The 25,157-nt window shown below is 52.4% G+C and carries 25 protein-coding genes; 13 read left to right on the top strand and 12 right to left on the bottom strand.

Annotation, left to right across the window (positions count from 1 at the left end; all coding sequences use genetic code 11):
• Nucleotides 1–74: 74 nt before the first annotated feature.
• Nucleotides 75–836: an MBL fold metallo-hydrolase gene (locus JNE38_RS02420; protein WP_203355093.1), complete on the bottom strand. Its 762-nt coding sequence runs from the start codon at nucleotides 834–836 to the stop codon at nucleotides 75–77.
• Nucleotides 837–954: 118 nt separating this feature from the next.
• On the opposite strand from JNE38_RS02420, the gene JNE38_RS02415 reads away from it, so the two are divergent.
• The 3 genes from JNE38_RS02415 (at nucleotide 955) to JNE38_RS30900 (ending at nucleotide 1,951) form a co-directional block, all read left to right on the top strand.
• Nucleotides 955–1,368, top strand: a complete 414-nt coding sequence (locus JNE38_RS02415) for an Lrp/AsnC family transcriptional regulator (RefSeq protein ID WP_203355092.1) — start codon at nucleotides 955–957, stop codon at nucleotides 1,366–1,368.
• 127 nt (nucleotides 1,369–1,495) lie between these two features.
• Nucleotides 1,496–1,777, top strand: coding sequence for a hypothetical protein (locus JNE38_RS02410; RefSeq protein ID WP_203355091.1), 282 nt, complete (start codon nucleotides 1,496–1,498; stop codon nucleotides 1,775–1,777).
• 39 nt (nucleotides 1,778–1,816) lie between these two features.
• Nucleotides 1,817–1,951, top strand: a complete 135-nt coding sequence (locus JNE38_RS30900; protein ID WP_269084421.1) for a hypothetical protein — start codon at nucleotides 1,817–1,819, stop codon at nucleotides 1,949–1,951.
• Nucleotides 1,952–2,008: 57 nt separating this feature from the next.
• Here JNE38_RS30900 and JNE38_RS02405 read toward each other — a convergent pair whose 3' ends face one another.
• Nucleotides 2,009–2,359, bottom strand: coding sequence for a cupin domain-containing protein (locus JNE38_RS02405; RefSeq protein ID WP_203355090.1), 351 nt, complete (start codon nucleotides 2,357–2,359; stop codon nucleotides 2,009–2,011).
• A gap of 246 nt (nucleotides 2,360–2,605) precedes the next feature.
• Between JNE38_RS02405 and JNE38_RS02400 the strand changes: the two genes are divergently transcribed.
• The 4 genes from JNE38_RS02400 (at nucleotide 2,606) to JNE38_RS02385 (ending at nucleotide 7,837) form a co-directional block, all read left to right on the top strand.
• A complete protein-coding gene (locus tag JNE38_RS02400) occupies nucleotides 2,606–3,772 on the top strand; it encodes a cation:proton antiporter (RefSeq protein WP_203355089.1) in 1,167 nt (388 codons plus the stop codon).
• Nucleotides 3,773–3,925: 153 nt separating this feature from the next.
• On the top strand, nucleotides 3,926–5,101 hold the full coding sequence (locus JNE38_RS02395; protein WP_203355088.1) for a CdaR family transcriptional regulator: 1,176 nt from the start codon (nucleotides 3,926–3,928) through the stop codon (nucleotides 5,099–5,101).
• Between the two features lie 129 nt (nucleotides 5,102–5,230).
• On the top strand, nucleotides 5,231–6,367 hold the full coding sequence (locus JNE38_RS02390) for a glycerate kinase (protein WP_203355087.1): 1,137 nt from the start codon (nucleotides 5,231–5,233) through the stop codon (nucleotides 6,365–6,367).
• 42 nt (nucleotides 6,368–6,409) lie between these two features.
• A complete protein-coding gene (locus JNE38_RS02385) occupies nucleotides 6,410–7,837 on the top strand; it encodes a GntP family permease (protein WP_203357389.1) in 1,428 nt (475 codons plus the stop codon).
• Between the two features lie 77 nt (nucleotides 7,838–7,914).
• On the opposite strand, the gene rpmG is transcribed toward JNE38_RS02385, so the two are convergent.
• The 3 genes from rpmG to JNE38_RS02370 form a co-directional block, all read right to left on the bottom strand.
• Entirely contained in the window at nucleotides 7,915–8,064 is a 150-nt protein-coding gene (gene rpmG / locus JNE38_RS02380) for a 50S ribosomal protein L33 (RefSeq protein ID WP_203355086.1), read from the bottom strand.
• Nucleotides 8,065–8,080: 16 nt separating this feature from the next.
• Nucleotides 8,081–9,292 (bottom strand): GTP-binding protein, encoded by a 1,212-nt coding sequence (locus JNE38_RS02375; protein ID WP_203355085.1) that lies wholly within the window; start codon nucleotides 9,290–9,292, stop codon nucleotides 8,081–8,083.
• 562 nt (nucleotides 9,293–9,854) lie between these two features.
• Nucleotides 9,855–10,805, bottom strand: a complete 951-nt coding sequence (locus tag JNE38_RS02370) for a hypothetical protein (protein ID WP_203355084.1) — start codon at nucleotides 10,803–10,805, stop codon at nucleotides 9,855–9,857.
• 219 nt (nucleotides 10,806–11,024) lie between these two features.
• On the opposite strand from JNE38_RS02370, the gene JNE38_RS02365 reads away from it, so the two are divergent.
• Genes JNE38_RS02365 through JNE38_RS02355 form a run of 3 tightly spaced genes read left to right on the top strand, consistent with a single transcriptional unit; the run spans nucleotide 11,025 to nucleotide 14,533 of the window.
• The gene (locus tag JNE38_RS02365; RefSeq protein WP_203355083.1) at nucleotides 11,025–12,389 is read left to right on the top strand and encodes a VCBS repeat-containing protein; all 1,365 of its coding nucleotides are present in this window, start codon (nucleotides 11,025–11,027) and stop codon (nucleotides 12,387–12,389) included.
• Between the two features lie 28 nt (nucleotides 12,390–12,417).
• Entirely contained in the window at nucleotides 12,418–13,125 is a 708-nt protein-coding gene (locus tag JNE38_RS02360; protein WP_203355082.1) for a response regulator transcription factor, read from the top strand.
• Nucleotides 13,112–14,533 (top strand): sensor histidine kinase, encoded by a 1,422-nt coding sequence (locus JNE38_RS02355; protein WP_203355081.1) that lies wholly within the window; start codon nucleotides 13,112–13,114, stop codon nucleotides 14,531–14,533. The genes JNE38_RS02360 and JNE38_RS02355 overlap by 14 nt, the downstream gene beginning before the upstream one ends.
• An 84-nt stretch (nucleotides 14,534–14,617) precedes the next feature.
• Here JNE38_RS02355 and JNE38_RS02350 read toward each other — a convergent pair whose 3' ends face one another.
• The 3 genes from JNE38_RS02350 to JNE38_RS02340 all read right to left on the bottom strand — a co-directional run bounded on the left by JNE38_RS02350 (nucleotide 14,618) and on the right by JNE38_RS02340 (nucleotide 17,284).
• A complete protein-coding gene (locus JNE38_RS02350; protein WP_203355080.1) occupies nucleotides 14,618–15,808 on the bottom strand; it encodes an MFS transporter in 1,191 nt (396 codons plus the stop codon).
• Nucleotides 15,809–15,902: 94 nt separating this feature from the next.
• Nucleotides 15,903–16,484, bottom strand: coding sequence for a TetR/AcrR family transcriptional regulator (locus JNE38_RS02345; protein ID WP_238933534.1), 582 nt, complete (start codon nucleotides 16,482–16,484; stop codon nucleotides 15,903–15,905).
• Nucleotides 16,485–16,651: 167 nt separating this feature from the next.
• The gene (locus JNE38_RS02340) at nucleotides 16,652–17,284 is read right to left on the bottom strand and encodes a nitroreductase family protein (protein ID WP_203355078.1); all 633 of its coding nucleotides are present in this window, start codon (nucleotides 17,282–17,284) and stop codon (nucleotides 16,652–16,654) included.
• A gap of 157 nt (nucleotides 17,285–17,441) precedes the next feature.
• On the opposite strand from JNE38_RS02340, the gene JNE38_RS02335 reads away from it, so the two are divergent.
• On the top strand, nucleotides 17,442–18,197 hold the full coding sequence (locus JNE38_RS02335; RefSeq protein ID WP_203355077.1) for an SDR family NAD(P)-dependent oxidoreductase: 756 nt from the start codon (nucleotides 17,442–17,444) through the stop codon (nucleotides 18,195–18,197).
• Between the two features lie 226 nt (nucleotides 18,198–18,423).
• Here the strand turns inward: JNE38_RS02335 and JNE38_RS02330 are convergent, their stop codons facing one another.
• The 4 genes from JNE38_RS02330 to JNE38_RS02315 all read right to left on the bottom strand — a co-directional run bounded on the left by JNE38_RS02330 (nucleotide 18,424) and on the right by JNE38_RS02315 (nucleotide 22,408).
• The gene (locus JNE38_RS02330; RefSeq protein ID WP_203355076.1) at nucleotides 18,424–20,097 is read right to left on the bottom strand and encodes a b(o/a)3-type cytochrome-c oxidase subunit 1; all 1,674 of its coding nucleotides are present in this window, start codon (nucleotides 20,095–20,097) and stop codon (nucleotides 18,424–18,426) included.
• A gap of 17 nt (nucleotides 20,098–20,114) precedes the next feature.
• Nucleotides 20,115–20,582, bottom strand: coding sequence for a cytochrome c oxidase subunit II (locus JNE38_RS02325; RefSeq protein WP_203355075.1), 468 nt, complete (start codon nucleotides 20,580–20,582; stop codon nucleotides 20,115–20,117).
• Between the two features lie 24 nt (nucleotides 20,583–20,606).
• A complete protein-coding gene (locus JNE38_RS02320) occupies nucleotides 20,607–20,774 on the bottom strand; it encodes a cytochrome c oxidase subunit 2A (RefSeq protein WP_203355074.1) in 168 nt (55 codons plus the stop codon).
• Nucleotides 20,775–21,049: 275 nt separating this feature from the next.
• A complete protein-coding gene (locus tag JNE38_RS02315) occupies nucleotides 21,050–22,408 on the bottom strand; it encodes an MFS transporter (protein WP_203355073.1) in 1,359 nt (452 codons plus the stop codon).
• Nucleotides 22,409–22,712: 304 nt separating this feature from the next.
• On the opposite strand from JNE38_RS02315, the gene JNE38_RS02310 reads away from it, so the two are divergent.
• Together JNE38_RS02310 and JNE38_RS02305 are read left to right on the top strand one after the other, a co-directional pair.
• On the top strand, nucleotides 22,713–24,383 hold the full coding sequence (locus JNE38_RS02310; protein WP_203355072.1) for a LytS/YhcK type 5TM receptor domain-containing protein: 1,671 nt from the start codon (nucleotides 22,713–22,715) through the stop codon (nucleotides 24,381–24,383).
• A gap of 16 nt (nucleotides 24,384–24,399) precedes the next feature.
• Complete coding sequence (locus JNE38_RS02305; RefSeq protein WP_203355071.1) at nucleotides 24,400–25,143, top strand: LytR/AlgR family response regulator transcription factor; 744 nt, start codon at nucleotides 24,400–24,402, stop codon at nucleotides 25,141–25,143.
• Nucleotides 25,144–25,157 lie beyond the last annotated feature (14 nt).

Here is a 25,157-nt window from a genome sequence, read left to right as displayed (position 1 = left end):
TTTGTCAAATGCTGGATGAGTACAAAAAAGCTCCGCTTGTCCAGCGGAGCCTTTTACCGAGCGCGATCTGCAAGTCAGCGCTTGTATTCGATTTTCTCGCCATCCTGCGGCACTTGTACCCGCTCAGACAAATGGTTGTTTGTCAGGTGCTCACGCAGCTCATCGCGGCTGAGAAGGCAATGATTCCACACTTCCATATGCGCGACGAAGACTTGACTGCCTGGAGCTGCTTGTGCCAGCTGTACGATATCTTCCTTCGTCATCGTAATCGGGTCTCCCACCAGGAAATGAGCTGCTCCTGCGAATGGAACAATGACATCTGGGCGATGAGATTTCAGAGCATGCTCCACTTCCTCGCACCAAATCGTGTCGCCAGCCAAGTACAACGTAGGCTCTCCCTCTGCCTGGAGTACAAACCCGGATACCGGCCCCATTTTCTCTCCTATTTCGCCTGTACCGTGACGCCCACCTGTCCGGTAAAGCTGTATTCCTTCCCACACGTATTCACTCTCGACCACGATCACCTGCTCAAACCCATGGTTCTGCAGCTTTTCCCGATCGGGCGGTTGGCAGAAGATCGGCAAATGCTTGGGGAGCTGTTTGACGGCAGCTTCGTCCAGATGATCCGTATGCGTATGGGTAATCAGGATGGCATCCACACCGCCCAGAACTTCCTCAGCAGGCATTGGCAGCTCCACCCCGGGATTCGGCCGTTGATTCGGCGTGTTGACAGTTGCAGGCAATTCCCCTGCCAGGCTCAGCATGGGATCCACCAAGAGGGTACGTCCTTTATACGCTACTCGCAGCGTCGCATGCCGCACGAGCTGAATGTGCATGTTCGATCTCTCCTTTGCCAGTTATAATAAGAATCACTAGCCTTATTTTACGACGGACGTAGCTGTTGCCGCGAAAGAAGCGGCATTGGTTCACTTTCACCGTGAAAGGAGATCGTTCATGCTCGATCAAACGGATCAGTCCATCCTCGCCCTCCTGCGGGAAAACAGTCGCTTGCAGTGGAAGGATATCGGGGAGCAAGTGCACTTGAGCGGCCAAGCGGTAGGAAATCGAATCAGGCGGATGGAGGAACAGGGAATCATTCAAGGGTATACGACCATCATCGATGCCTCGAAAGTCAGCCCCGCACTGACTGCCTTCATCTCGATGTTTATGAAAACCAACGATCATCAGCCGTTCCTTCGCTTTATCTCAAACTGCCCTGACATCGTAGAAGCGCATCGCACCAGTGGAGAAGGCTGCTATTCCCTGATCGTGAACGTTCCGGACCAGACCGCTCTCAATGCCCTGCTGGATGGGCTTTTGGCTTTCGGGAATTACCGAATCAGTCTCTCCATCGGCAAGATGAAATAGGATAACGATTTAGACTGAAGCAATTTCTGCCATGATTTAGGGTTGCCTGATTATGTGAACAGGAGTAGAATCATGGTTACCAAGAACACTGGTTCTTGCGTTGCCAAAAGAAAGGAGGAGAATCGCCATGGAAGACTTCTTGCTGCTGCTTTCCCTGGAGGATTTCTTCGCCTTGCTCGCCCTGTTCGTGGGCTGCTTCACTTCGATATTCTACTTGAGACGAAGCGTGACTCCGCGAAATCTGGCTATTGAATGGCACCAGAGCGATGCTTACCAACCCGGCATTAATCCCGGTATGGTGGAGACCTATCCGATGGCGGCAAGGCAACCGCTGCGCACACGAATGTTTCGGCGTATGCAGCACGCAGATGGCGAAGCAGATACATACGATCACCTGATTTTTGGATAGACCCGTTTCGCGGTAATTACCAAAAAGGAGGTAGATCTTATGATCGCCAAATACATCGGAGAAGCTTTATTGTTTGCCGTTAGCCTGCCCATCTTTGCCTTCCAAACAGCAGAGAGCCTTCACGCATTGGCTGACGCGTTCGTACAAATGTCCGATTTCGTGAACTGGAAATAACGAGACCAAAAGCCTGGCCGTCCCTTAGACGATCAGGCTTTTTTTGTGCCTTTTTGCTCACGACTCCTCGTTGATGCGATCTCCTCGCGTCGTAGGCTGGGAGATCACCAGAAATTCAACCGCTTCCTCGCCCTCGTTTTTCATTTGATGCGCTGCCCCAGGCGGTACCTCCACACCTTCTTGACTCCCCAACGCATGTCGGACACCCTCTACCTCGAGCACAGCCTGTCCCGACAGCACGAAGAAAAATTGGCGGGCTCGCTCATGGTAATGACGCACCTCTGCAGTCTGGGCCGGCATCCGCTCATGAATGACACTCAGCTCCTGACCTTTGACCAAATGCCAGCCGTCGCAAGAGCCTCCCCACATGTAGTGCTCTGCGGTTTCCTTGCTGATTTTCTTTGTCATTGCCTCTCCCCCTGTTCTTGTGCAGCTTTCCCTCTGCTATTTCCTACCACTGTTGCTGTATGGATTTACTTTTATCACACCTCATGCTAAAATGTAAGAGATCGATCAAGTGAATATTATTTTTGTTAATGGAGGAGCCTGTCATCATAGGGTTCTTTTTGTCTTTTTTACGCTGAATTGACAAAAAGGGGCCTGTGATTACAGGCTCCTTTTGCATTTTCATCACACATCGAAGGGGGAATGCTCATGCTTATTTTCCAAATTGCCGTCATCCTGATCGCCTCCAAGATTGCCGGGGACATCAGCGTGCGTCTGGGTCAGCCTTCCGTTCTCGGAAAGCTGTTGATCGGGATTGTACTCGGGCCGAGTGTGCTCGGGCTCGTTACGAACACAGAAATTCTCCAGGAAATCAGTCAGATCGGTGTCATTTTGCTGATGTTTCTGGCTGGTCTCGAAACGGATATCGATGAATTCAAGCGTACAGCCAAAGCTTCCACCTCGGTCGGCGTCATGGGAATCATCGCGCCACTGGCAATGGGATACGCAGCCGGGCTGGCTTTGGGACTCTCTTCTATTGAATCTGTTTTCCTGGGCCTTCTGCTTTCCGCCACGAGCGTGAGCATCTCTGTGCAAACTTTGAAGGAATTAGGGAAGCTAAAATCAAAAGAGGGCGCTACGATCATGGGTGCCGCCGTCATCGACGATGTTCTGGTGATTATCGCCTTGGCATTCTTAATGAGCTTTGCCGGCGGCGACGTGAATCTGGGTATGGTCATCCTGAAAAAGGTCGTGTTCTTTGCGATCATCCTCCTGGTTTCCTGGAAAGTCGTTCCGTGGGTACTGAAAAAATTCGCTCCTCTGCAAGTCACGGAATCCGTGATTTCAGCGGGCTTGATCCTTTGCTTCCTGTTTGCCTATTTCGCGGAATATACGGGTGTGGCTGCTATCATCGGAGCTTATATCGCCGGTGTGGCCATCAGCCTGACGAACTATCGCGAAGAAATCACTCACAAAGTCGAAACGATCAGCTATTCGTTTTTCGTTCCCGTCTTCTTCACCTCGGTTGGGGTTACCGCCCAGTTTGCCGGAATCTTGGAAAACCTGTGGATCATCGTTCTTCTCAGCGTGCTGGCGATCGTGTCCAAATTGCTGGGAGGTGCGCTCGGTGCCAAAATGGCTGGCTTTCCGTGGAGAAATTCCATGGCTATCGGATCAGCGATGGTCTCCCGTGGTGAAGTCGCGCTGATTATCGCCGCCATCGGTCTGGAGAGCCAGCTGCTCACTGCCGACATGTTTGCCGTCCTGATTGTGGTTGTATTGGTGACCACCATCGTGACGCCGCCCATGATGAAGATCTTCTTCGCGGATAAAGAGAAAAAGAAAGAAGCCATGGCTTTGAAAAAAAACGCATAGTCGCCGCACTCCATCGGCAAAAATGCCCTCTGCTGGATCGTTTCAATCGATTGATTCTGCGGGAGGGCTTTTTTCGTGAAAACAGACAGGATTCTCCATTATAATTTTTAGATCAAACATTCCTGAGCCAATGAGTCGGAAGGAGAGAACCGTATGAAGCTGAAAAAATTCCTCGCCGATAAGATTGTCAGCCGTACGATGGAAGTCACGCAGCTAAACATCAATGTCATGGACAAGGACGGCATCATTATCAGCTCAAGTGACGACAAGCGTATCAATACCTTTCACGAAGCTGCGAGGCAGGTCATCGCCTCCGGAGAAGAGATCGTGCTCACCGCATCGGAGAGCCGCAAATGGACGGGAACGCGCCCGGGAATCAACATGCCCATTTTCTTTGATACGGAAATTGTCGGCGTCATCGGCATATCCGGCTCTCCCCGGGAAGTCATTCCTTTTGGCAAGGCCGTGCGCATGATGACCGAAATGATGCTCCAGCAGGCTTATTTGACGGAGCAGATGGCGATGGAAGAGCGCTCTCTCAACTTTTTGATCCAGGATATTATCTCTGGAACGCTCGATCCCTCCCCCGCCGTCGTCCAGTCTCGCGGGGAGCTCCTCGGCTTGGATTTGAGCGGTCCACGCTCGATCATCATCGTACAGGCAGCCCCTACAGGCGAATGGACGGAAAGCCCCTCGCGCAGAAAATGGCTTTCCAAAATGGCCGCATGCTTTTACCAGCCACAGCAAGTGTGCATCTCGGCCGTAAGTCATAACCGCTGGATCATCGTCACGGATTTGCGCCACTGCCGCAGCCATCAGCACGTCAAGCAATACCTGTCAGAAGCGGCTCAGCGTCTGCGGACCGCATTGTCTCCTATCCTTGGCGACAGCCTCTTGATTACGATGGGCAATCGCTACGATCGTATCCGCGATCTGGAACACTCGTTCAAGGAAGCGCAGCAAACCTTGCAGGTAATTGAAAGCTTTCCGGAAAAAGGACCGATCTGTCATTTTGATGACGCCACACTGGAGCTGATGCTGATCGAAACGCCTGGTCCCTCCCGAAAGCGAGCTGTTGAGCAAATTCTCGGGACCCTCGTCCAGCATCCGGAGCTGATGGACACCTTGCAGGCCTTGTTTTCCTCCGACCTAAATCTCACCAACGCGGCTTTGCGACTGAACATCCATCGAAACACCCTCCTGTATCGGCTGGAACGGATCGAAGCCATGCTGGGCAAAAATCCACGCAGCTTTGCCGATGCCTTTCGCATCCAGCTGGCTCTCGAAATGCATCGCCTCGGAGGCATTGGATACTTCTCACAAAAGTGAATACGTTTTCGACAGCATTTTTTGTACGTTTTGCAAAATGTATTTTTGAAGCGCTTTCAGTATAGTTAACATATCCATTGGCAGCGTGATGAAGACAGAGTCACTAGCAACCGAAGGAGGTCCCACATCATGAAAATTGTCATTGCCCCTGATTCGTTTAAAGGAAGTCTTACCGCCAAGCAAGCAGCTGAAGCCATAGGGGCCGGTGTTCGCAAGGCGCTGCCACATAGCGAGATTGTCATCAAGCCCATGGCCGACGGCGGCGAAGGTACCCTGCAATGCCTCGTTGACGCTACTTGCGGCAAACTGCTGGAAACCACCGTCATCAACCCGCTCGGCCGAGACGTCCGTGCCCCATTTGGCATCCTCGGAGATGGAGTTACCTGCGTCATCGAGATGGCAGCCGCATCCGGTCTGTACCTGATCACAGCGGAGGAGAGAAATCCCCTTCTCACTACGACCTACGGCTTTGGGCAATTGATACAGGCTGGCTTGGACCTCGGCTGCCGCAGATTTATCCTCGGCATCGGCGGAAGCGCTACCAACGACGGAGGAGCCGGCATGCTCCAAGCCCTTGGCTTCAGGCTCCTGGACCAGGACAATCAGGAGCTGACTTTTGGGGGAGGTGAGCTTTCAAAGCTGAGGCGCATTGACCGCAGCCAGGCAGATCCGCGACTGGCGAATTGCGAGTTTGTCATCGCCTGCGACGTTACGAATCCGTTTGTCGGCCCGAATGGCGCTTCTCATGTGTTTGGTCCGCAAAAAGGAGCAACACCTGAAATGGTTCTGCAGCTGGACGACAATCTGCGTCACTTTGCCGATCTGATTCATGCGGCTGAAGGTATTGCGATTCATGATCTGGCTGGAACAGGTGCCGCGGGTGGAGTTGCCGGTGCCTTGCTGGCCTTTTTGAACGGTCACCTGCAATCCGGTATTGAAATCGTCCGCGAAACGACGAATCTGGCAGAAGCTCTGACCGATGCAGACCTTGTATTTACAGGGGAAGGGCAAGTCGACTTTCAAACCGCTCAAGGAAAAACGCCATGCGGTGTCGCGCAGCTGGCAAAGGAACACGGCATACCCGTCATCATTTTGGCTGGATCGATCGGAAAGGGAATCGATGCCCTGTATAAGGAAGGTGTCACGGCAGTACTGAGCATTGCCAACAATCCCATGTCTCTGGAGCAATCCATGGCGCAGGCCGCCGAGCTGCTGGAGCTGGCCGCTGAGCAGGCCGTGCGCATTTACACTGCCAAACAGATATAAAGGAGGTACGTCATGAGTCCTGAAGTAGTAGCGCTTGGCCCGATTATTTTACTCTTACTCCTTCTGAGCATTATCTTCATCGTCTACGCTACAGCCAGATGGAAGCTTCACCCGTTCTTATCCATCATCAGCAGTACTTACATTTTCGCCTTGCTCACCAACCTCGTCGGTACCTTGAACGGAGTGGAAAAGCCGCTCATCGCCGATATCGGAAAAGAAATCGCCGGTGGCTTTGGCAGCATCATCACCAGCATTGGACTTGTCATCATCTTTGGTACTCTTATCGGAAAAATATTGGAAAACTCCGGTGCCGCTGTCAAAATGGCGGAAGTCGTCCTCCGCCTTCTCGGGGATCGACACCCGGCGATAGCCATGACCGTCATTGGCTGGATTGTCTCTATCCCTGTATTTTGCGATTCCGGTTACGTCATTCTCTCTTCGCTGAAAAAGTCCTTGGCCAAAAAGACTGGTGTAAGCGTCGTCACACTGGCGGTCGCTTTATCTACAGGACTTTATGCGACGCATACTCTGGTTCCTCCCACTCCAGGTCCGATCGCTGCGGCGACGAACGTCGGAATCGGTCCAGACGGGCTGTTCTGGGTCATCGTCATCGGCTTGATCGTATCCATACCGGTAGCTCTCGCCGGTCACATTTGGGCGCGAAAAGTGGCTGACAAGCTCCCGGCTGAGCTGGATGAAGCTACAGAAACATTCGAAGAGTACAAAAAGCGTTTCGGCACCTTGCCGTCGGGCTTTGCTGCCTTCGCTCCGATCCTGATCCCGATCATCCTGATGGCGATCGGTTCCTTCGCCAACTTCCCTGTCGGTGCGGACACACAAGGCAACAAGGTGCTGATGACCAGCGGCTTCACCAATACGCTCTTTACCTTCCTCGGTACGCCGGTCAACGCTTTGTTTGTCGGGCTTTTGTTCGCAATCTTCGGTTTGTTGCCAAAACGCAGCGAAGAGACTCTAACGAAGTGGATGGGCGACGGTCTCCTGGATTCAGCGATCATCATCATGATTACCGGTGCGGGTGGAGCTCTTGGCGCTGTGATCAAGGCTACGCCGATTGCGGACTATATCAAGACCTTGCTCGACGGAAATGTCGCCCTGGTCGGAGTAGGCGGACTCATCGTGATCTTCCTGATTGCAGCGGTCATCAAAACGGCCCAAGGCAGCTCTACCGCCTCTCTCGTCATCACCTCCACCATCGCCATGCCGCTGCTGCCTTCGCTCGGTCTGGATGCGATGATGGGCACGGTGCCGATCGGCCAAATGCTGACCGTCATGGCGATTGGCTGCGGCGCAATGGTCGTCAGCCACGTAAACGACTCTTACTTCTGGGTCGTCACCCAGTTCTCCAAAATGAGCCTGACTACTGCCTATCGCGCACAGACGCTGGCTACTTTGGTTCAGGGCATTACCGGTATCATTGTCGTAGCGATTTTGGGACTGATCCTGCTGTAAAGTGCCACCAAACCATTCAAGCTCTCCCCTTCGCCGAAAACAGACGAGGGTGGAGAGCTTTTTCTTGCTTTGGCCACCTATTTCGTTTCCCGATGCAGGGTGCAGCGCTTCAAGCGCGGAGAGTACTTCTTCAGCTCCAGGCGCTCGGGGTGATTGCGCTTGTTCTTTGTGGTGATGTAGTTGCGATCCCCTGTTTCGGTGCATTGCAGCGTGATCTTGACGCGCATGTTATCCTCCCCCTGATTAAGAAATCATCGTCTCGACGACTGTGTCTGCCGTGGGCAACGGATCTGGCAGCTTCGACCAGTCCCCGCTGTATTCTTCATCCGTCAGAAGACAAGAATTCAGTTCGTTTTCGATTCGCTCACGTTCCATGTCGATCCCGATGAACACAAGCTCTGTGATACGATCCCCGTGTACGGGGTCCCAGGTATTCGCCCACTCAGGGTCTTCGGCCAGAAGAGCGCTCCGCTCCTCGTTTGGCAGCGCTGCTGTCCAGAATCCTGCCATTCCGACTTCAATCGATGGACCCGCCTGACTGAGTGTCATCGCGAAATCATTGCGGGTCGCGAGCCAAAAGAATCCTTTGGCTCGAACCACTTCCTCCGGCCATTGGCTGAGCCATTTGCCAAAGCGTTCGGGATGCAGGGGACGCCTGGCCCGATAGACAAATGATGAAATCCCATATTCATCTGTCTCTGGCGTGTGCTCTTCCTTTTCCAGCTCCGCGATCCATCCTGCTGATTGACTCGCCCGCTCAAAATCAAACAAGCCTGTATTCAAAATCTCGTGTGGATCTACCTGTCCCCGTTTGGAGCGGATCAACCGGGCTTGCGGTTGCAGCTTGCGCAAAACTCCTTCCAGCTGCAGCAGATCTTGTGGGTCGACCAGATCGCATTTATTGAGGATGAGGACATCGCAAAACTCGATTTGGCTCATCAGCAGATCGACGACCTCGCGAGTATCCTCCTCCCCCACTGCCTGCTCCCTATCGAGCAAGCTTTCTCCCGAGGAAAAGTCATGCCAGAATCGGTATGCGTCCACGACTGTGACCATGGTGTCCAGACGGCAGTGCTCAGACAGATTAATGCCGTTCTCTTCGTCGACATATGTAAACGTCTGGGCGACCGGCACCGGCTCACCAATGCCAGTTGATTCGATCAGTATGTAATCATAACGGCCTTCCAGAGCCAATCGCTCGACTTCAGTAAGCAAGTCCTCTCGAAGCGTGCAGCAGATGCAGCCGTTTGACATCTCTACTACCTTTTCGTCTACGCGGGAAATCCCGCCGCCTTGCGATACGAGCGCTCCGTCCACGTTCACTTCACTCAGGTCATTGACGATGACGGCGACGCGCAATCCGTCACGATTGTTCAGCACATGATTGAGCAGGGTCGTCTTGCCTGCTCCCAAATATCCACTCAGCACGGTTACGGGTATCCGGCTATCTTCCATTCAGCAATCGCTCCTTCGAGTTTGTAAACCGTAAACATTACGATTTGATGATTATGCTACATGGCCACGGTTGCTTTTGTCAAGATAAAACGTAATTGTTACGATTTAAAAACCCTCTGACTAAACGAATGGCTGTAGTGGCGGGACGGAAAAAGGAGAAAACGCTGCGGTTAGTAGGGACACCTGCGCAGCGGTCATCCCTGTACGGCTCCGCTCCAAAAGTGGAACCCGCGTCCAAAGTGGTCGTTTCAGGGAGCAGTTTCAAGGTGGACGCTAAAGGCAGGTTCCCCTTTTTCCACTTCGCCTGGGCTGTGTCCCTAATACCTTCGCTTTTTTCTCCTTTTTCCTGGGCAGTTCTGAAGTCTTCATGAAAACTGAACCCCTGAACACAAAAAACTCCTTCTTCACATGGTGAAAAAGGAGTTCTCATAATGTTGATCTGTTTTTGAGCTTAAAGAACGTTGCCCAATCATTCGTGAATGCCCTGAAAATGCCTCGAAAATCTTTAGAAAAGCTCGATGATGTGAATCAGCTGGCTACTCCTCACAGCAGCCCTTATGAACTATTTCAGCTTTTTCATCGCAACAGCTTCACCATAAGGACCAATGACCGGCTGGTACACGCTTCCCGTGTTCAGCTGCGCCTGGTCGACGATTGCCTCAGGTCGATTGTCCTTCCAGGTCAAAAGGCTGTAGGTATTACCCGCTGCATTCGGCATGGTCACCAAAATGTCCTTGATGCCATCCGGATTGCCATTCGCAATGGCGAGCTTTGGCATGTGACCACTGTCACGTTGACCTACGGAAATGAACGTTTGCTGATTGGACTTTCCTTCGCGCACGACGACACGCAGATGGTCTGCTCGCAGGTTCATGGCGCTGCCCATTTTGTCTCCGATCAAAAAGACGTTGTCCGCTACGCCATCCCCTGTCACATCGGCGTACTTCGTATCCAGCACGTACGTAATGTCTTTCCCCATGCTGAACCCGCTGTTGACATCTACTTCAGCCGACGGCAAGTTGTCCCAATCTCCCTTTTGCACAGTGACGCTGAGCAGCTGCGGCTTCTTGTCGACGATGTTCCACACGCTGGTCGCAACGGCGATGCGGTCTTCTCCGTTCACGCCCCAGATCATTTGCTGCCCCTTCCAACGCAGGTTGCCATTGGCATCATAATACGGGATCAACTGTGCCAGCTTTTGTGAGAAGCCGTTCATACTCTTTGCCAACTTGCCGTTTACTTGGTACACTCCTTGTCGTACATAGGTTGCTTTATTGGCAGACACATCGAATGTACTGACTGCTTTCGTCAGACCGTTCGTAACATTCACCTTGAAGCCATCTGCAAATTGAATGTGAAACGGAATATTCGTCTGCGGCTGCAATAGGACAACGGATGCAAAGGATTGTGTATTGAGTGCTTTCGCTTGAACCGGATCGGCTCCTAGACCTACGCCTAACAGAATCGCGCCGCTGCATGCGACAGCCACCAAAGATTTATGCCAAGCTTTCATACTATCGTCCTCCTTCTACCGGGTTTCCTTTTCTATTTCCAAAACGTTACACCCATGTATGTCCTTCCCTGTCGTATTTTTAACGATGGAGATAAGCCAAATGTTGCAAGTAATATTTTCCTGATTCGTTACCGCTTTTTTACCGGTTTGCAACAACTTTATGAGTCTATCAGGCTACAATAGAGTCAATCGACCTAGAAACAGAAAGGAATTCTCCTCATGAAAAAGGCATGGCTATACGTTGCCGCGATCTCCACGATGCTGATCAGTGGATGCGGACTTACCGATACGCCCAACGAATTGATGCGCGCCCCTTCCGCAGATGGCGACCAACAATCGATCAATCAGGCCGTGATGCAATTTTTGCCACCCGGCTCTCAGCTGACCGTCCCCACGCATCCGGACGAATCAAGCGCCGTGTCGTTGCAGGATCTGGACGGCGATGGTTCCCCGGAGGTCACGGCTTTCTACAAGTCGGAAAAAACGGATTACGAGATCGGCGTCCTGATCCTTTCGCAAAAACAGGGAAACTGGGCCAAGGTCGCTTCTTTCACAGGAATCGGCAGCGAGCTCGATTACGTCATGTTTACAGACATAACGGGTGACCATATCCCTGAGATGATGATCGGCTTTGGCGGGGGAGACGACCTGAACAAGGAGCTTTCCGTCTACTCACTCGCGGAAGGAAGCCTGCAAGAGCTGTTGAAGCAGACGTATTCCGTCATGGCTGTGGGTGATTTGAACGGAGACCATGTTTCCGAGCTCGCCCTGGTCATACACGATCACAATAACCTGACCTCCAAAGCCCAGGTCTACGGCGCCACGCAAAAGAAGCTGGGAAAGCTGACAGAGCTGGAGCTGGATGGCTCTGTGAATGGTTATGAGCAAGCGATTATCGGAAAAGCTTCCGCCAATCAGAATGGACTTTTCATCGAAGCCGGTCTCGGAGCACACTCGGCCTCCACTGACTTGCTAGTGTGGGACAACGGCCAGCTGCGCAACCCTCTGGCCAAGATCGACGGCCAAATGGACCTGACCTTCAAGCCCTATCCGCTCTACAGCGAGGACATCAACGACGATGGCATCATCGAAATAGGTGTCAGTACCCAACCGCTCGGTACCGACGATTTGCCTATGGCCGCCATCCCATGGATTTCTTCCTACTTCCATTGGGACGGCGCGACCGGACTCACTCACGTAGAAGATCATTACCAGAACTACTCGTACGGAATCGATTTTCAAATCCCGCAGAAATGGGATGGAAAGTATACCATCGAGATAGGCCAGGAGCCGGAAATCCCTCCGATCCACTTCCTCTACTTCGATGAGACGAGCAAGAAAAAAGCGGAGCTGCTCACGATCCAGATCGTCCCGCAGAAGTCCTGGAGCCAATTTGAAAATGACCTCAAACAAAAGCACGTGCCTTACGTCTTACTCAAAGAAGAAGGTAAGCAGGTAAATGTGGCGATTCAGCCGCAGGGTTCTCCTGAACTGAACCAGTCTGCTATGCAGGAATATAAAACGATGCTCCTGACGCCGGATGAGATTCGTCAGCTGTACCGTCAGATGCGTTTGCGCTTTTAGACACGAAACGGGAAAGGAGTCGCACAAGATGAAAGTACTGCTGCTGGAAGACGAAAAATCAATCCGTGATTTTGTCCGCATCAACCTGAAGCGGGAAGGCTTCGAGGTGGTGGAAGCAGCGACAGGGGAAGAAGCGCTGGAGCTGGCCGGCATCCATCAGGATATCGAGATCGCCATCCTGGATGTCATGCTGCCGGGCATCGATGGCTTCGAGGTCTGCGGCCTTCTGCGCAAAAAATACCCTCGTCTCGGGATCATCATGCTTACCGCCAAAAGCCAGGAGCTGGACAAAGTGATGGGACTGGAATTCGGTGCAGACGATTACGTGAGCAAGCCCTTTAGTCCGGCAGAGCTGTTGGCTCGCGTAAAAGCGCTGCACCGACGACTCTCCCCCATCGAGTCTCCTGTGGAAAAGAATGAAATCGACATCCATCCGTTTACCCTCCTCTTGGATGAACGGAAGCTGATTAAAAAAGATCAGGAAATCGTACTGACTCCCAAAGAATTTGCGATTATCAAGCTGCTCGCTGAAAATGCCAACAAGGCCATCAGCCGCGATGAAATCCTGACAGCTGTCTGGGGGCAATTTTTCGTAGGCGACCTGAAAATTGTCGACGTCAACATCCGCCGCATCCGCCAAAAAATCGAGCACGACCCTGCCCATCCCGCCTTCCTGGAGACGGTATGGGGTTACGGGTATTTATGGCGAAAGGAAGTTTCCGATGAAGGGAATTAGGACCCGGCTGATCGTCTATTTCGGCCTGATCCTGCTCTTGATCGTTCTCGTGCTGGAAGGGTTGTTTTACTGGGCTGTGCACACCTACTACTTCGGCACAGCGACCGAAGCCTTGGTGACCCGCTCCACGACATTTACCAACTTTATCAATAAATACGCGACCGGCTATCGCCTCAAAGACAAGGCGCGCTACATTCTGGAGAACGCCTCGAACGAGGAATACGCCAAGATCGAGGTCCTGGATACCAGCGGCAAGGTCATTCTGAACTCGTACGGCTTTCAGACAGGAGAAGTGATCCAAACGCCCGATGTGCTGGACGCCTTGAAGGGGATGACAGGAATCCATGTGGGGAAAAGCCCCATGACTCGCGAGCGTGTCATCGCTGTGTCCACCCCGCTTACCTTTGAAACGGAATATTCGGGGGTCCTGCGCTATACGATTTCAGCGGAGCCTCTCTATCAAGCAGTCAACCAGATTGCCCTGTACGGAGCTGGCGTTGGGGCTGGCGTCGTGTTTTTCGCCTTTGCCCTCAGCCTGATCATTGCAAAGCGCATTGTCGATCCCATCGAAGATCTGACCAAAGCCGCTACGCAAATGGCAACCGGCAACTTCTCAGCACGTGCCGCCAAACGCTACGACGATGAAGTAGGGACCTTGGCTGAGACGTTTAACTACATGGCCGCGGAAATCGGTAAAAACGAAAAGCTGAAAAACGATTTTATTTCCTCCGTTTCTCATGAGCTGCGAACCCCCCTGACCTCGATCAAGGGCTGGAGTGAGACACTGATTTCCGGAGGCTTGGATGAACCGGAAGAAACGATGCTGGGACTGGAGGTCATCTCCAAGGAAACAGATCGCCTGATCAGCTTGGTGGAGGAGCTGCTCGACTTCTCCAAGTTTCAGTCCGGCGAGATGAAGCTCTCCTTGGAGCGAATGGATTTGCGGGAAGTGCTGGACGACGTGCATCTGCAGTTTGCCATTCGCTCCCAGGACAAACGGGTGGACCTTCAGATGGAAATCCCCTCTTCTCCCTTGGCAGTCATGGGAGATTTCAACCGTCTCATGCAGGTTTTCGTGAATCTGCTGGACAATGCGTTCAAATTTACACCGCGCGGGGGCACGATCAGTGTCACAGCAGCTGAATCTGCCCGCAGATTGATCATCTCCGTAACCGATACGGGGGAGGGCATCGATGAGGGCGACTTGCCGCATATCACCGGGAAGTTTTACAAAGGACGGTCCAAGCAATCCGGGAGCGGCCTGGGGCTTGCCATCTGCAAGGAAATTATCGAGTTCCACGGGGGTCGTTTATTCGTAAACAGCATCCTCGGACAAGGTACGACTATCACCGTCGATTTGCCTGTGGCAGAGGCTATGAGCACTCCTGAATCCGCAGAAAAAGGGTAGGAAGAGCGTGAAGACTCTCCTGCCCTTTTTCGTGCCCTTCACCACACATGGTAGGAAATGGGTCCCCCATGTCCATCTGTTCTCTTATTGCTCTACGCAATTTGCCACTTTCTTTTCATGCATTTTAGTTTGTTGTCTGCGGTTTGTATCACGTAGGAAAGGCAGCAGAGACAGGAGACCTATGATCCCTAAGACAGCACCTACCCATAGCGGTGACGCGAGTCCGTAGCCAGCGTCGATGGTGAGCCCGCCGAGCGATGATCCTACCACTACGCCGAAACTGATGACAGAACCATGGACGGTCGTAACCAATGATCCGGTATTGGCAACTCGTGTGATCCGAGTCGTCATCGCTGGATTCATCGGGACACCTGCCAGACCAACCACGATAACCGCAATCATGGCGACAACACTACTGTGGGCAAAAAGTCCAAAGAATACCAGTGCCACCGTCAATGTGAGAAGCCCGACGATCAAAATTGGCATCATGTATCGATCGGCGAACCTGCCCGTCACGATATTCCCAGCAACCGTCGCGACACCATAAATCCCCAACAGCAGAGGAACCATGGCCGCGCCAAAGCCAGTGAGGTCAGTCAGGATCGGAGAAAAGTAGCTGAATGCAGCAAAGGTCGCTCCAATAATGAGCATGCTCGTGGCGTACGCCGCCCACAGGTTCCCATTGCGGAAAGCAGCCAGCTCTCCACGAATGCTGACGGACTCCGGTTTGGGTGTAGCTGGAATGACAAATTGCCCGAGCACTCCCGATAGCAGGACGAAAACAACGACTCCCCAGAAACTGGCCCGCCACCCGAAGTACTGGTCAAACACCATAGCCGCTGGAAGCCCAATGGCCGTCGCGACCATCAATCCTCCGAGAATGACAGAAGCTGCACGCCCTAGAGCTCCGGGATGGACAAGGGTAAAACCAATGGACAAAGAAACACCAAAAGTCGCAGCTGACGAAATGCCCGTGATCACTCGCGCCGCCATCATCATTTCGTAGCTGGTGGCGAGAGCTCCCAGAGTCTGCCCGACGAGAAAGACACCGCCCAATGCCAGAAAAGCCTGTTTCCGCGGAACCTTCAACAATCCAACCGTCAGCAGCGGACCGCCCACGATCATCCCTGCGGCATAAGCGGAAATCAGATAACCAACAGCAGCGACAGACACCCCGAATTCTTCCGAAAGGGACGCCATCATCCCTGCCACCATGAACTCCGAAGTCGTCATGGAAAAAATCATCAACCCTAGCACATAGACGGCAAATGGCATGATTCCTTCTCTCCTATCCCTCAATTTTTCACTAATTTTGTAATGATCAGTACAAAACTGAGCGCAAATTGCCCATGAGCAACTTGCTGACAAATTACAAAGCAGCCAGCGTTCCTTCCACGATATCCTCCAGTACACGGCGATCCTCTACGATCTTGCCCAGTACACGCAGACCGTAAAAGCTGCTCAAAAAGGATCGGGAAAGCTCCAAGGCCGGTCGCTTGGAGGTAATCTCACCTGAACGTTGACCGACTGCAATGACATGGCACAACGCCTGTTCGAGTCGTCCCACATGACCGCCCACCAAACGTGCTACCTCCGCGTCCTTCACTCCACGCTCAATCGCTGCATTGATCGAGAGACAGCCACGCCGCTTTGCTCCATCGAAATCCTGGTCGATCCCCCACACCATGAGGGCACGCAGCCTGTCTTTCACTGGTCCCGGCTGTTCCAATACATCCACCTGGATTTCAATGCCCAGCTCCTGATAGCGTTCCAACGCCTTCTCGTATAGCGCTTGCTTGCTGCCGAACGCATTGTACAGGCTTCCCCGGCCGAGACCTGTCCGCTCGCATAATTTTTCCGTGGAACTGCCCTCGAAGCCATGCTCCCAGAACACTTCCATGGCTGCATCAATCACGGCTGTATCTTTGAATTCTCGAGGTCTGGCGCTCATATCAACCAGCTCCTTTCCTGGACCCATGTTCGTTATTTACATGTGAGACTGGGAATGAGTACCATTATAGATATTTTGTAACGATCAGTCAAATACAATAGGGATACTCTAGAAGCAGTAAAAAAGGGAACGCTAGCGATAGCGCTCCCTTTTCCTATTTGCATTGATTAGAAGCTGTTTTCAATAACCAACTCGTCCAGGCTCAGACGCTCGGTCGGATGTGCTTGCACGCTCGCTTTGCCGAGTGTGAGCATCAGCGACGGGATGTAGCGAGGCGGGATGTTCAAAGCTTCAATCAACTTCGCTTTGTCGTAGCCTCCCATCGGGCAGGTGTCATACCCTTTCGATTTGGCAGCCAGCATCAGCTGCATAGCTGCATAGGAGGAATTTCGGATAGCCTCGTCGCGGGCAATTTCCGGATTGTTCTTGTAAGCACCCTCGACCTGACCGACCATTGTGTCACGCACTTGCTGAGACACCAGACCTTTCGCCAGCGCCTTGTCGTATACGACAGCTGCCGCCTTGTCTGCTTCCAGATCTCCCAGTATGATGATAGTAGCATAGGCATCCACTACTTGTTGCTGGTTGTAGGCGATTGGCAGGAGCTTTTGCTTGATTGCCGGATCGGTCACCACGAGAAAACGCCAGTGCTGCAGGTTCCATGAGGAAGGCGCTGTAGAAGCCAGACGCAGAATTTCGTTCAGTTCGCCTTGGGGAATCACAGCATTCGGATCGTATTTACGTACGCTATGTCTCGCTTCCATCGCCTGTTCGGCTGTTAATTTCATTTCAGTTTGCACAAAAGTGACCTCCTCTAATTTCGGTGATCTCACCAAAAGATGATACTTACTTTATTATAGTTAGATACATTTTGCAATCATGTTTTTACCATTTTTACAGTTTTTTCACAGGACAACCGGATCGTTCACACTTTCTTATTGTTTGGAGGGGATCTTAATGCAATTCACGGATAAGATTGTCATTGTCACGGGAGCAGGCAGCGGTATCGGACGGGCTATCGCCGGAATGTATGCGGCCCATGGCGCTCATGTGGTAATTGCCGAGCGGAACGCAGAAATGGGCGAAGCGGCAGCCCAAGCCATAAATGCATCAGACAGCTCAACTGGAACCGCTACTTTCCACCAGGTAGACGTCAGCCAGCCGAAGGACATCGAGCAGTTGATGCAGATGACAGACGAACGCTGGGGGAGACTGGACGTATTGGTCAACAATGCCGGCCTTTCCACCTGGGAATCTCCCTACGAGCTCGCAGTGGAGGCATGGGATCATATACTCAATACCAATTTGCGCAGCGTTTTCCTCGGTTCGCGGGAGGCGGCCAAAATCATGCGCAAGCACGGCGGCGGTGCGATCCTCAACATGTCTTCGTCCCGTGCGCACATGTCTGAGCCCAATACCGAGGCATACGCTGCCTCCAAAGGCGGCATTCTCGCCTTGACCCACGCCTTGGCTGTTTCACTCGGTCCGGACGGCATCCGTGTCAACGCGATCTCCCCAGGATGGATTGAAAATGGCGATTACTCCGCCCTTCGTCCAGAGGATCACGAACAGCACCCGGCCGGACGTGTCGGTGTGCCGGATGACATTGCCCGCGCTTGCCTGTTCTTGACGCAAAAGGACAATGATTTCATTACCGGAACCGAGCTGGTCATCGACGGCGGGATGACTCGCAAAATGATTTACCTGCCGTAGGCTAAACCAATGCCCCTCCTTTTGAATACCTTGGTACTACCAAGAGATAAAGGAGGAGTTCCATGCCATTTGAAGAGGAAGACCTCAGAGTGCTCGCGTTATGGCTGATTGCCATCGGCTTTCTGATTCTTGCCTATACCGAATGGGCCGCCTTGTAGCCAAACAAAAAGTAGCCGCACACACGCCAAAATCCACTCGTTGCTAAAAACGAGTGGATTTTTCTACATCACCAAGTTTTAAACGGCGGGGAGCCCGGTGCCTGGTGCTGGATTTGCTCCAAGATCGGATAGCCGTAAGCGAGCACGATCAGGAAAGCGACGAGACCAATCCATACCGGCCAGCGCTCCAGCAAACGCGGGACATGCTGTTCCTTCTCTGTCTCTCCGATCGGGTACTCCATATACCCTTTCGGTGCGTAGAATGTCAGGTACAAAAGAATCAGGATCAAGAGGATCGCCGATACGAACAGCAGACCGCCTCCGAATGCCATCATCCGCTGATAATCCATCCAGCCCAATGCCGTCGGATGATCCATATAGGTCGTATAATCAGTCCTGCGCGGCGCCCCTGAGAGTCCCATCGTGTGCATCGCAAACGACATCAGGAACATCCCTACGGACCAAAAGACAGTCTGCACCATTCCCATCCGATTCGCAGTGCGAGTGAGTGTGCGGCCGGTCAGTACCGGTATCAGCCAAAAGCTGACCCCAAAGAACGTCAGTGCCACTGCGGCCCCCACGGTAATGTGGAAGTGTCCGGTTACCCAAATGGTATTGTGCACCACGGCATTGATCTGGTTACTTGCATTGATGATTCCGCCCGCTCCCCCTGGGATAAAGAACAGCATCCCTGCAAACGGTGCGAAAAAGCGCACATCCGTCCATGGCAGCTTCTTCAGCCAGCCAAAGAGGCCCAGCCCTCCTTTTTTGCGTCCGGTTGATTCGAAGATCGCAAACATGGAGAAGGCAGTCATGAGCGACGGTATGACGACGATGAGCGTCAGCGTCACGTGAATCATCTTCCACCCAGCCGAGATGCCCGGCTCCATCAACTGATGGTGAAAGCCGACCGGGATCGAGAACAGCAGCAAGAGAATAAACGCGAGACGGCTGAGCGAGTCACTGAAAACATTCCCTCCGATGATCCGTGGCACACACACATACCAAGCGATGTAGGCCGGCATCAGCCAGAAGTAAACTAAAGGATGCCCGAAAAACCAGAACAAGGTGCGACTGAGCATGATGTTGATCGTCGGAGAGATGCCCAGCGACCAGGGAATGAGCTGAAAAATAACCTCGACTGCTACCGGAAGCGTCGCGATGATCCACATCACAAACGTCGTGACCGACATGAAGACGAAGAGTGGCGAAATCTGCCCCGGGTGCTCCCGTTTCCATTTACGGTAGCTGGCAAAAACCGCAAAGCCTGCGAACCAGCTGCCGACGACCAGAAGCGCCGCTCCCACGTAAAAGTACGGGGATGCCTTCAGTGGCGCATAAAACGTATACAGGACCGAAGCCTCGTTCATCACGATGGTGACGACGGCCATCAATGTACCCAAGACCATCAGAATCCAGCCAGCCCAGCCCCATCCGAGAGCCGTTCCATGCAGCGATCCGCCCGTCGTGCGCGCTACGCCAGTCAAAAGAAAGCCGACGATGAAAAACGTGGTAAAAATAAGTGCCATCAGCACACCGTGGGCAGTCAAAATCTGATAGTAATTCGTCCAGCTAGGCAGCTCGATGATCCCGCCACGCACCATGCCTTGCAGCATCCCTGCCAGAGCCGCAAGTCCAAATGCGATATACGCCACCCAAACATAGGACAATCCGAGGCGGGCAGCAGGACGTGTGACAGCAGCAGGCAGCCGATCCGTTTCAACCTTTCGTGCGATTACCATATGAAATTCACCTCCCTTTATTTCACAATGATCGTGGTCGCCATCACCTGATGACCGGCGCCGCAGTATTCGTTGCAAATGATTAGATACTCGCCCGGTTTGTCAAAGGTGTAGGTCGCCGAGTTGATATGCCCGGGCATCACCATAAAATTGACGTTCGTTCCGGGTATCTGAAAACCGTGGATGACATCCGGGCTCGTGACGTGAAAGTTCACCGTAGAACCGACCGGGACTTCCATCTTCGTTGGCGAGAAGCCAAATGCAAAAGCTGTCATGTAGGCGTCGTACTCCTGATCGCCTACCTGCTTCAGGCCCGGTTTATCAAAAGGCGGCGTCTCCGTGACCTTCGCCGGGTCAATCATTTCCATATTGCTGGGTGGCGCCATCCCCATCGCAAACGCATTGACGCACAGCAGCAGGATAAACAACGCCAAGGCGCCACCGCCGAGCATCAACCAAATTTTTTCATACCGATGCAAATGCATACGTACCCTCCTTTGCTTCCCCTCTTATGCACGTTCCAGGAAAAGGCCAAATACGCCAAACCAACTGAGGAGAATGATCCCTCCGACGATCAGCACAGCGGCAAACGTTCCCTGGAGATTTTCTTCTCCCGTCTGCGGGCCTGTTTGCTTTTGACCCGGCTTCTTTTTCGGGCTGTTTGTCTGCGTCTCCATCGTTCTCTCCTCCTTTCTTTTTGCCTTTCATGGCGTGTTTCCGTTACGCCTTCATTCTATCCCGCGGCAGCGGTCGAAGTAATTCGGGGAAATCCCCTAAAGTGAGGGGAAAACACCCTGATATTATCCAGTTTCTGTCACAGGTTAGACACAGCAAAATGACCAGCCTGCAAGCAAGCTGGTCACATCCGGAAGCTCGAGATTTGCAGCAAAAAATCCGCCAACCCGGCACATCTTCATGTGCGTCAGGTTGGCGGATAGGCTTTTCGAAAATGTTAGTTTGCTACCTTGGAAGACACCTTGCGATGATCCGCAGCTTTTTTGCCTTTTTCAGCATCCAGCTCGGCTTCGATCTGGGAAGTTTTCGACGACTCACCCATGCGCCAGTAGACGACGAGGCTCAATGCGATGCAAGCGGCTACGTAGTAATAGAAGAGCGACTCGACACCCATGCTCTTGAACCACAGCGCGATGAACTCCGCTGTACCCCCGAAGATCGCCACGGTCACCCCGTACGGGAAACCAACGCCCAGCGCACGGATTTCCGTTGGGAACAGCTCGGCTTTCACGATCGCGTTGATGGACGTATAGCCTGTGACGATGATGAGACCAACCAGCATCAGTACGAAAGCCATGTACGGACTTTTCGTCTGTTCCATGATCAGGAACAGCGGAACGGTAAACAATGTTCCCAGAACCCCGAAGCCAATCAGCAGTGGACGTCGGCCAATCCGGTCGGACAGCGCGCCGGCAATCGGCTGCAGGATCACGAATACGAACAAAGCGATAAAGTTAATCCAGCTGACTTCCTCTTTCGGCAGTCCTACTGTATTCACCATGAATTTTTGCAAATAGGTCGTGTACGTGTTGAATGCGATGGTTCCCCCGAGAGTCAAACCGACTACCGCCATCACTGCCTTCGGATGCTTCATCAGCTCCTTTAGCGTACCGGCCTTGTCCCGCGTTTTCGAGCCCATTTTCTCATACTGTTCGGATTCGTCCATGCTGCGGCGCAGCCACAGTACAGCCAGAGCGCCCAATGCACCGATCACGAAAGGAATGCGCCAGCCCCATGTGTGCATATCTGCTTCGCTAAGGATCTGCTGCAAAATAATTTGCACACCCAGCGCCACCAGCTGGCCGCTGATCAGTGTGACGTACTGAAAGCTGGAGTAGAAACCGCGACGACCTCTGTCAGCCATCTCGGACAAATACGTGGCAGATGTTCCGTATTCCCCGCCAAGCGACAGGCCTTGGAGCAGGCGAGCCAGGACGAGAATGATAGGAGCAAACACGCCGATCGTTTCATAGCCTGGCGTACAAGCAATCACCAAGGATCCGCCGGCCATGATGGTGACGGACAGCGTCAGCGCTGCACGGCGCCCGTGACGGTCAGCGTAGCGTCCCAAGAGCAAACTCCCGATGGGACGCATCAAAAACCCGATGGCAAATACGGCTGCTGTATTCAGCAGTTGGCTGGTCGGGTCACCTTTCGGAAAGAACTGGGACGAAAAATATACCGCAAAAGCAGCATAGGCATACCAGTCGTACCATTCGATCAGGTTCCCGAGCGAACCTTTAAAGATGTTACTTGTGATGCGCCGCGACTTTTCGCGATCGCTCGATTGATTCATAGCTGCACCCTCCTCATGTTTGACCCGAACCTAATTTGCAAGGGAGATATTGAAACCGCTTGCAAATGAAACAATACCTTTGCTCACGCAAGGGGGGCATCATTTGCTTTGAAAGGGATTTCATTTTCTCCCGAAAACCGATTCGAATAATCTGAACTGTCCCTATTTTAGAGCGATTATTTATCACGCATCTATCTCATTGTCCTGAGCGTGCAAAATCGGTAACTGACCTGCCAATATTCCCATTTGAGTTGCGTTGATTTATCAGCGGGATCAAGATACCCTTTACCATAAGGGGGCTACTATGAATTTCACTATGCTGCTCAGACTGCTGGAAAACATCTCCGCCATCGCGGTGATCTCCCTCATCCTCGGCCAGCTGGATTACTTTCGAAACATCGTATACGGAAAAAACAATTGGATGCGGGTATTGATCCTCTCCGCGCTGTTCGGTCTCCTGTCCGTGATCGGAACCGAGCATGGAATCCGGATCAATGATGCGCTCGCCAATACGCGCATTGTCGGGGCCGTTGTGGGCGGGTTGATCGGGGGGCCTGTCGTCGGCTTTATTTCCGGCGTCATCGGAGGCATTCATCGCTATTCGATTGGCGGATTTACCGCTGCGGCTTGTGCCATCTCGACCGTCATGGCCGGCCTCTTCGGGGGAATGGTCAGTACCAAGATCAATCTGTTTCGCTTGAAATGGTACCATATTGTGCTGGTGGGCGTGACAGCCGAGCTGATCCAGAAAGTAATGGTGCTGCTCATCGCGAGGCCTTTTTCGGCGGCACTGGAGCTGGAGATAAAAATCGCCATTCCAACTACGCTCGTGACAGTCATAGGACTGTTGATCTTCACTCGTATTTTTCTCAATATGAAAATGATCCAAGACCAGTCAGGTGCTCAGGGAGCCAATCTTGCCTTGTCCATTGCAAGCCAGACTCTGCCTCATCTCCGGACAGGACTGAATCTGGATTCGGCTGAAAAAACCGCTGAAATCATTCGTGAAATCGCCAGGGTGGACGCAGTCGCCATTACCGACCGTGAGAAGCTGCTCAGCGCAAGGGGAAATGTGTTAGAGAATCATTTGGATAAAGAGGCGCTCTGCGCACAGGTGGCAAAATCCGTATTGAGCCAAAATGCAGTGGTGCACCACGAAAAAGATCTAGCCGCTCCCCGCTCGCTTCGGCTCAAAACGGTCATCGGCGCACCCTTGTGCCATCACAACCAGCCGATTGGAACGCTGCAATTCTACTTGAAAAGCTCTTCCTTCAGTACGTACCAGACCAACCTGAATTTACTGGACGGCTTGGCCAAGCTGTTATCGGTCCAAATCGAGCTGGCCGAGATCGAGTATCATACCAAGATGCGGCAGCAGGCAGAGGTGAACGCCCTGCAAGCGCAAATCAACCCGCATTTCCTGTTCAATACGCTGGGCACCATCATGTCTTATTGTCGGACAGACCCTGAACAGGCGAGAAATCTGATCGGCAATTTAAGCGACATTTTCAGACGCAATTTGAAAAGCAAGGGGAATTATCACAGCTTGCAGGAAGAGCTGGACGGAATTACCTCTTACCTCGAAATCGAAAAGGTCAGGTTCGCCAACCGCTTGAAAGTGAACATGGAGGTCGATGAATCACTGCTGACACGAAAATTGCCCATCCTGACCTTGCAGCCGATCATTGAAAACGCCATTCACCACGGCCTGTTTCCAAAAGTGAGCGATTGCCTGCTTACGATTCGCGTAGAGAAGTACGGCGATGAGGTGAAAATTTGCATTGAAGACAACGGGGTGGGAATCAGCGAGGAGCGTTTGGCCGAAATTTGGAACCACCACTCCCAGGGAATCGGTCTTTCCAATGTCCATCAGCGGCTGCAATCCATCTACGGAAAAGAGTACGGCCTGCAGATTCAAAGCAAGCTTGGTGCCGGAACGATCGTATCTTTCGCTGCCCCGTTATCCGATTCCTGAAAGGATGTGAAACTACATGTTCTTGAAGACGGTTATTATTGATGACGAACCGGCTATTTGTTCCGAATTGGAATACTTGCTGAAAAAATATATCGATATCGAAGTGACATCGATCCACTACAATCCGATCGATGCGCTGCCCCATATCGTCCATTCCGAGCCAGATTTGCTTTTTCTCGATATTCACATGCCTGGCATGAGCGGCCTCGAATTCGCCAAGAAATTGAACCAGATGTCCAAGCCTCCGCTGATTATTTTTTCGACTGCTTTTTATGAGCACGCGCTGGAAGCTTTTTCGACTCCGGCTGTTGGCTACCTGACCAAACCGATCCTTGAATCTCAGCTGGATGATGCGATCAAAAAAGTGAAGACGCTTCTGAATAAGCCGGATGTGTACGATCGCGCAGCGACGGTCCCGATGCTGGATGAGCAAGTCTGCATCCGCAAAAACAACAAGATTATCCCGATCCAGGTGAGCAGCATTTATTTCGCCTTTGTCCGGGAACGAGATTTGTTCATTGCGACAAAGGAGAGCATCGAAAAATGCGACTTGTCCCTCAATGAGCTGGAAACGATCTTGAACCGGTCGGGCTCTTTCTTTCGCAGCCACCGAAACTACATCCTGAATGTGAAACAGATCAAGGAAATCATCCCTTGGTTCAACAATACGTACTTGATCAAGATGAACGACGACAGCCAGACGGATATTCCTGTCAGCAGAGGAAAAGTCAAAGCGTTTCGCAGCATGATGAACCTGTGACGGCACCTACCCAA

Origin of the sequence: Brevibacillus choshinensis, assembly GCF_016811915.1 — a bacterium.
Lineage (GTDB): Bacteria > Bacillota > Bacilli > Brevibacillales > Brevibacillaceae > Brevibacillus > Brevibacillus choshinensis_A.
Note: the sequence above shows the minus strand (reverse complement) of the source record. Positions and strands in the feature narration are given on the sequence as shown.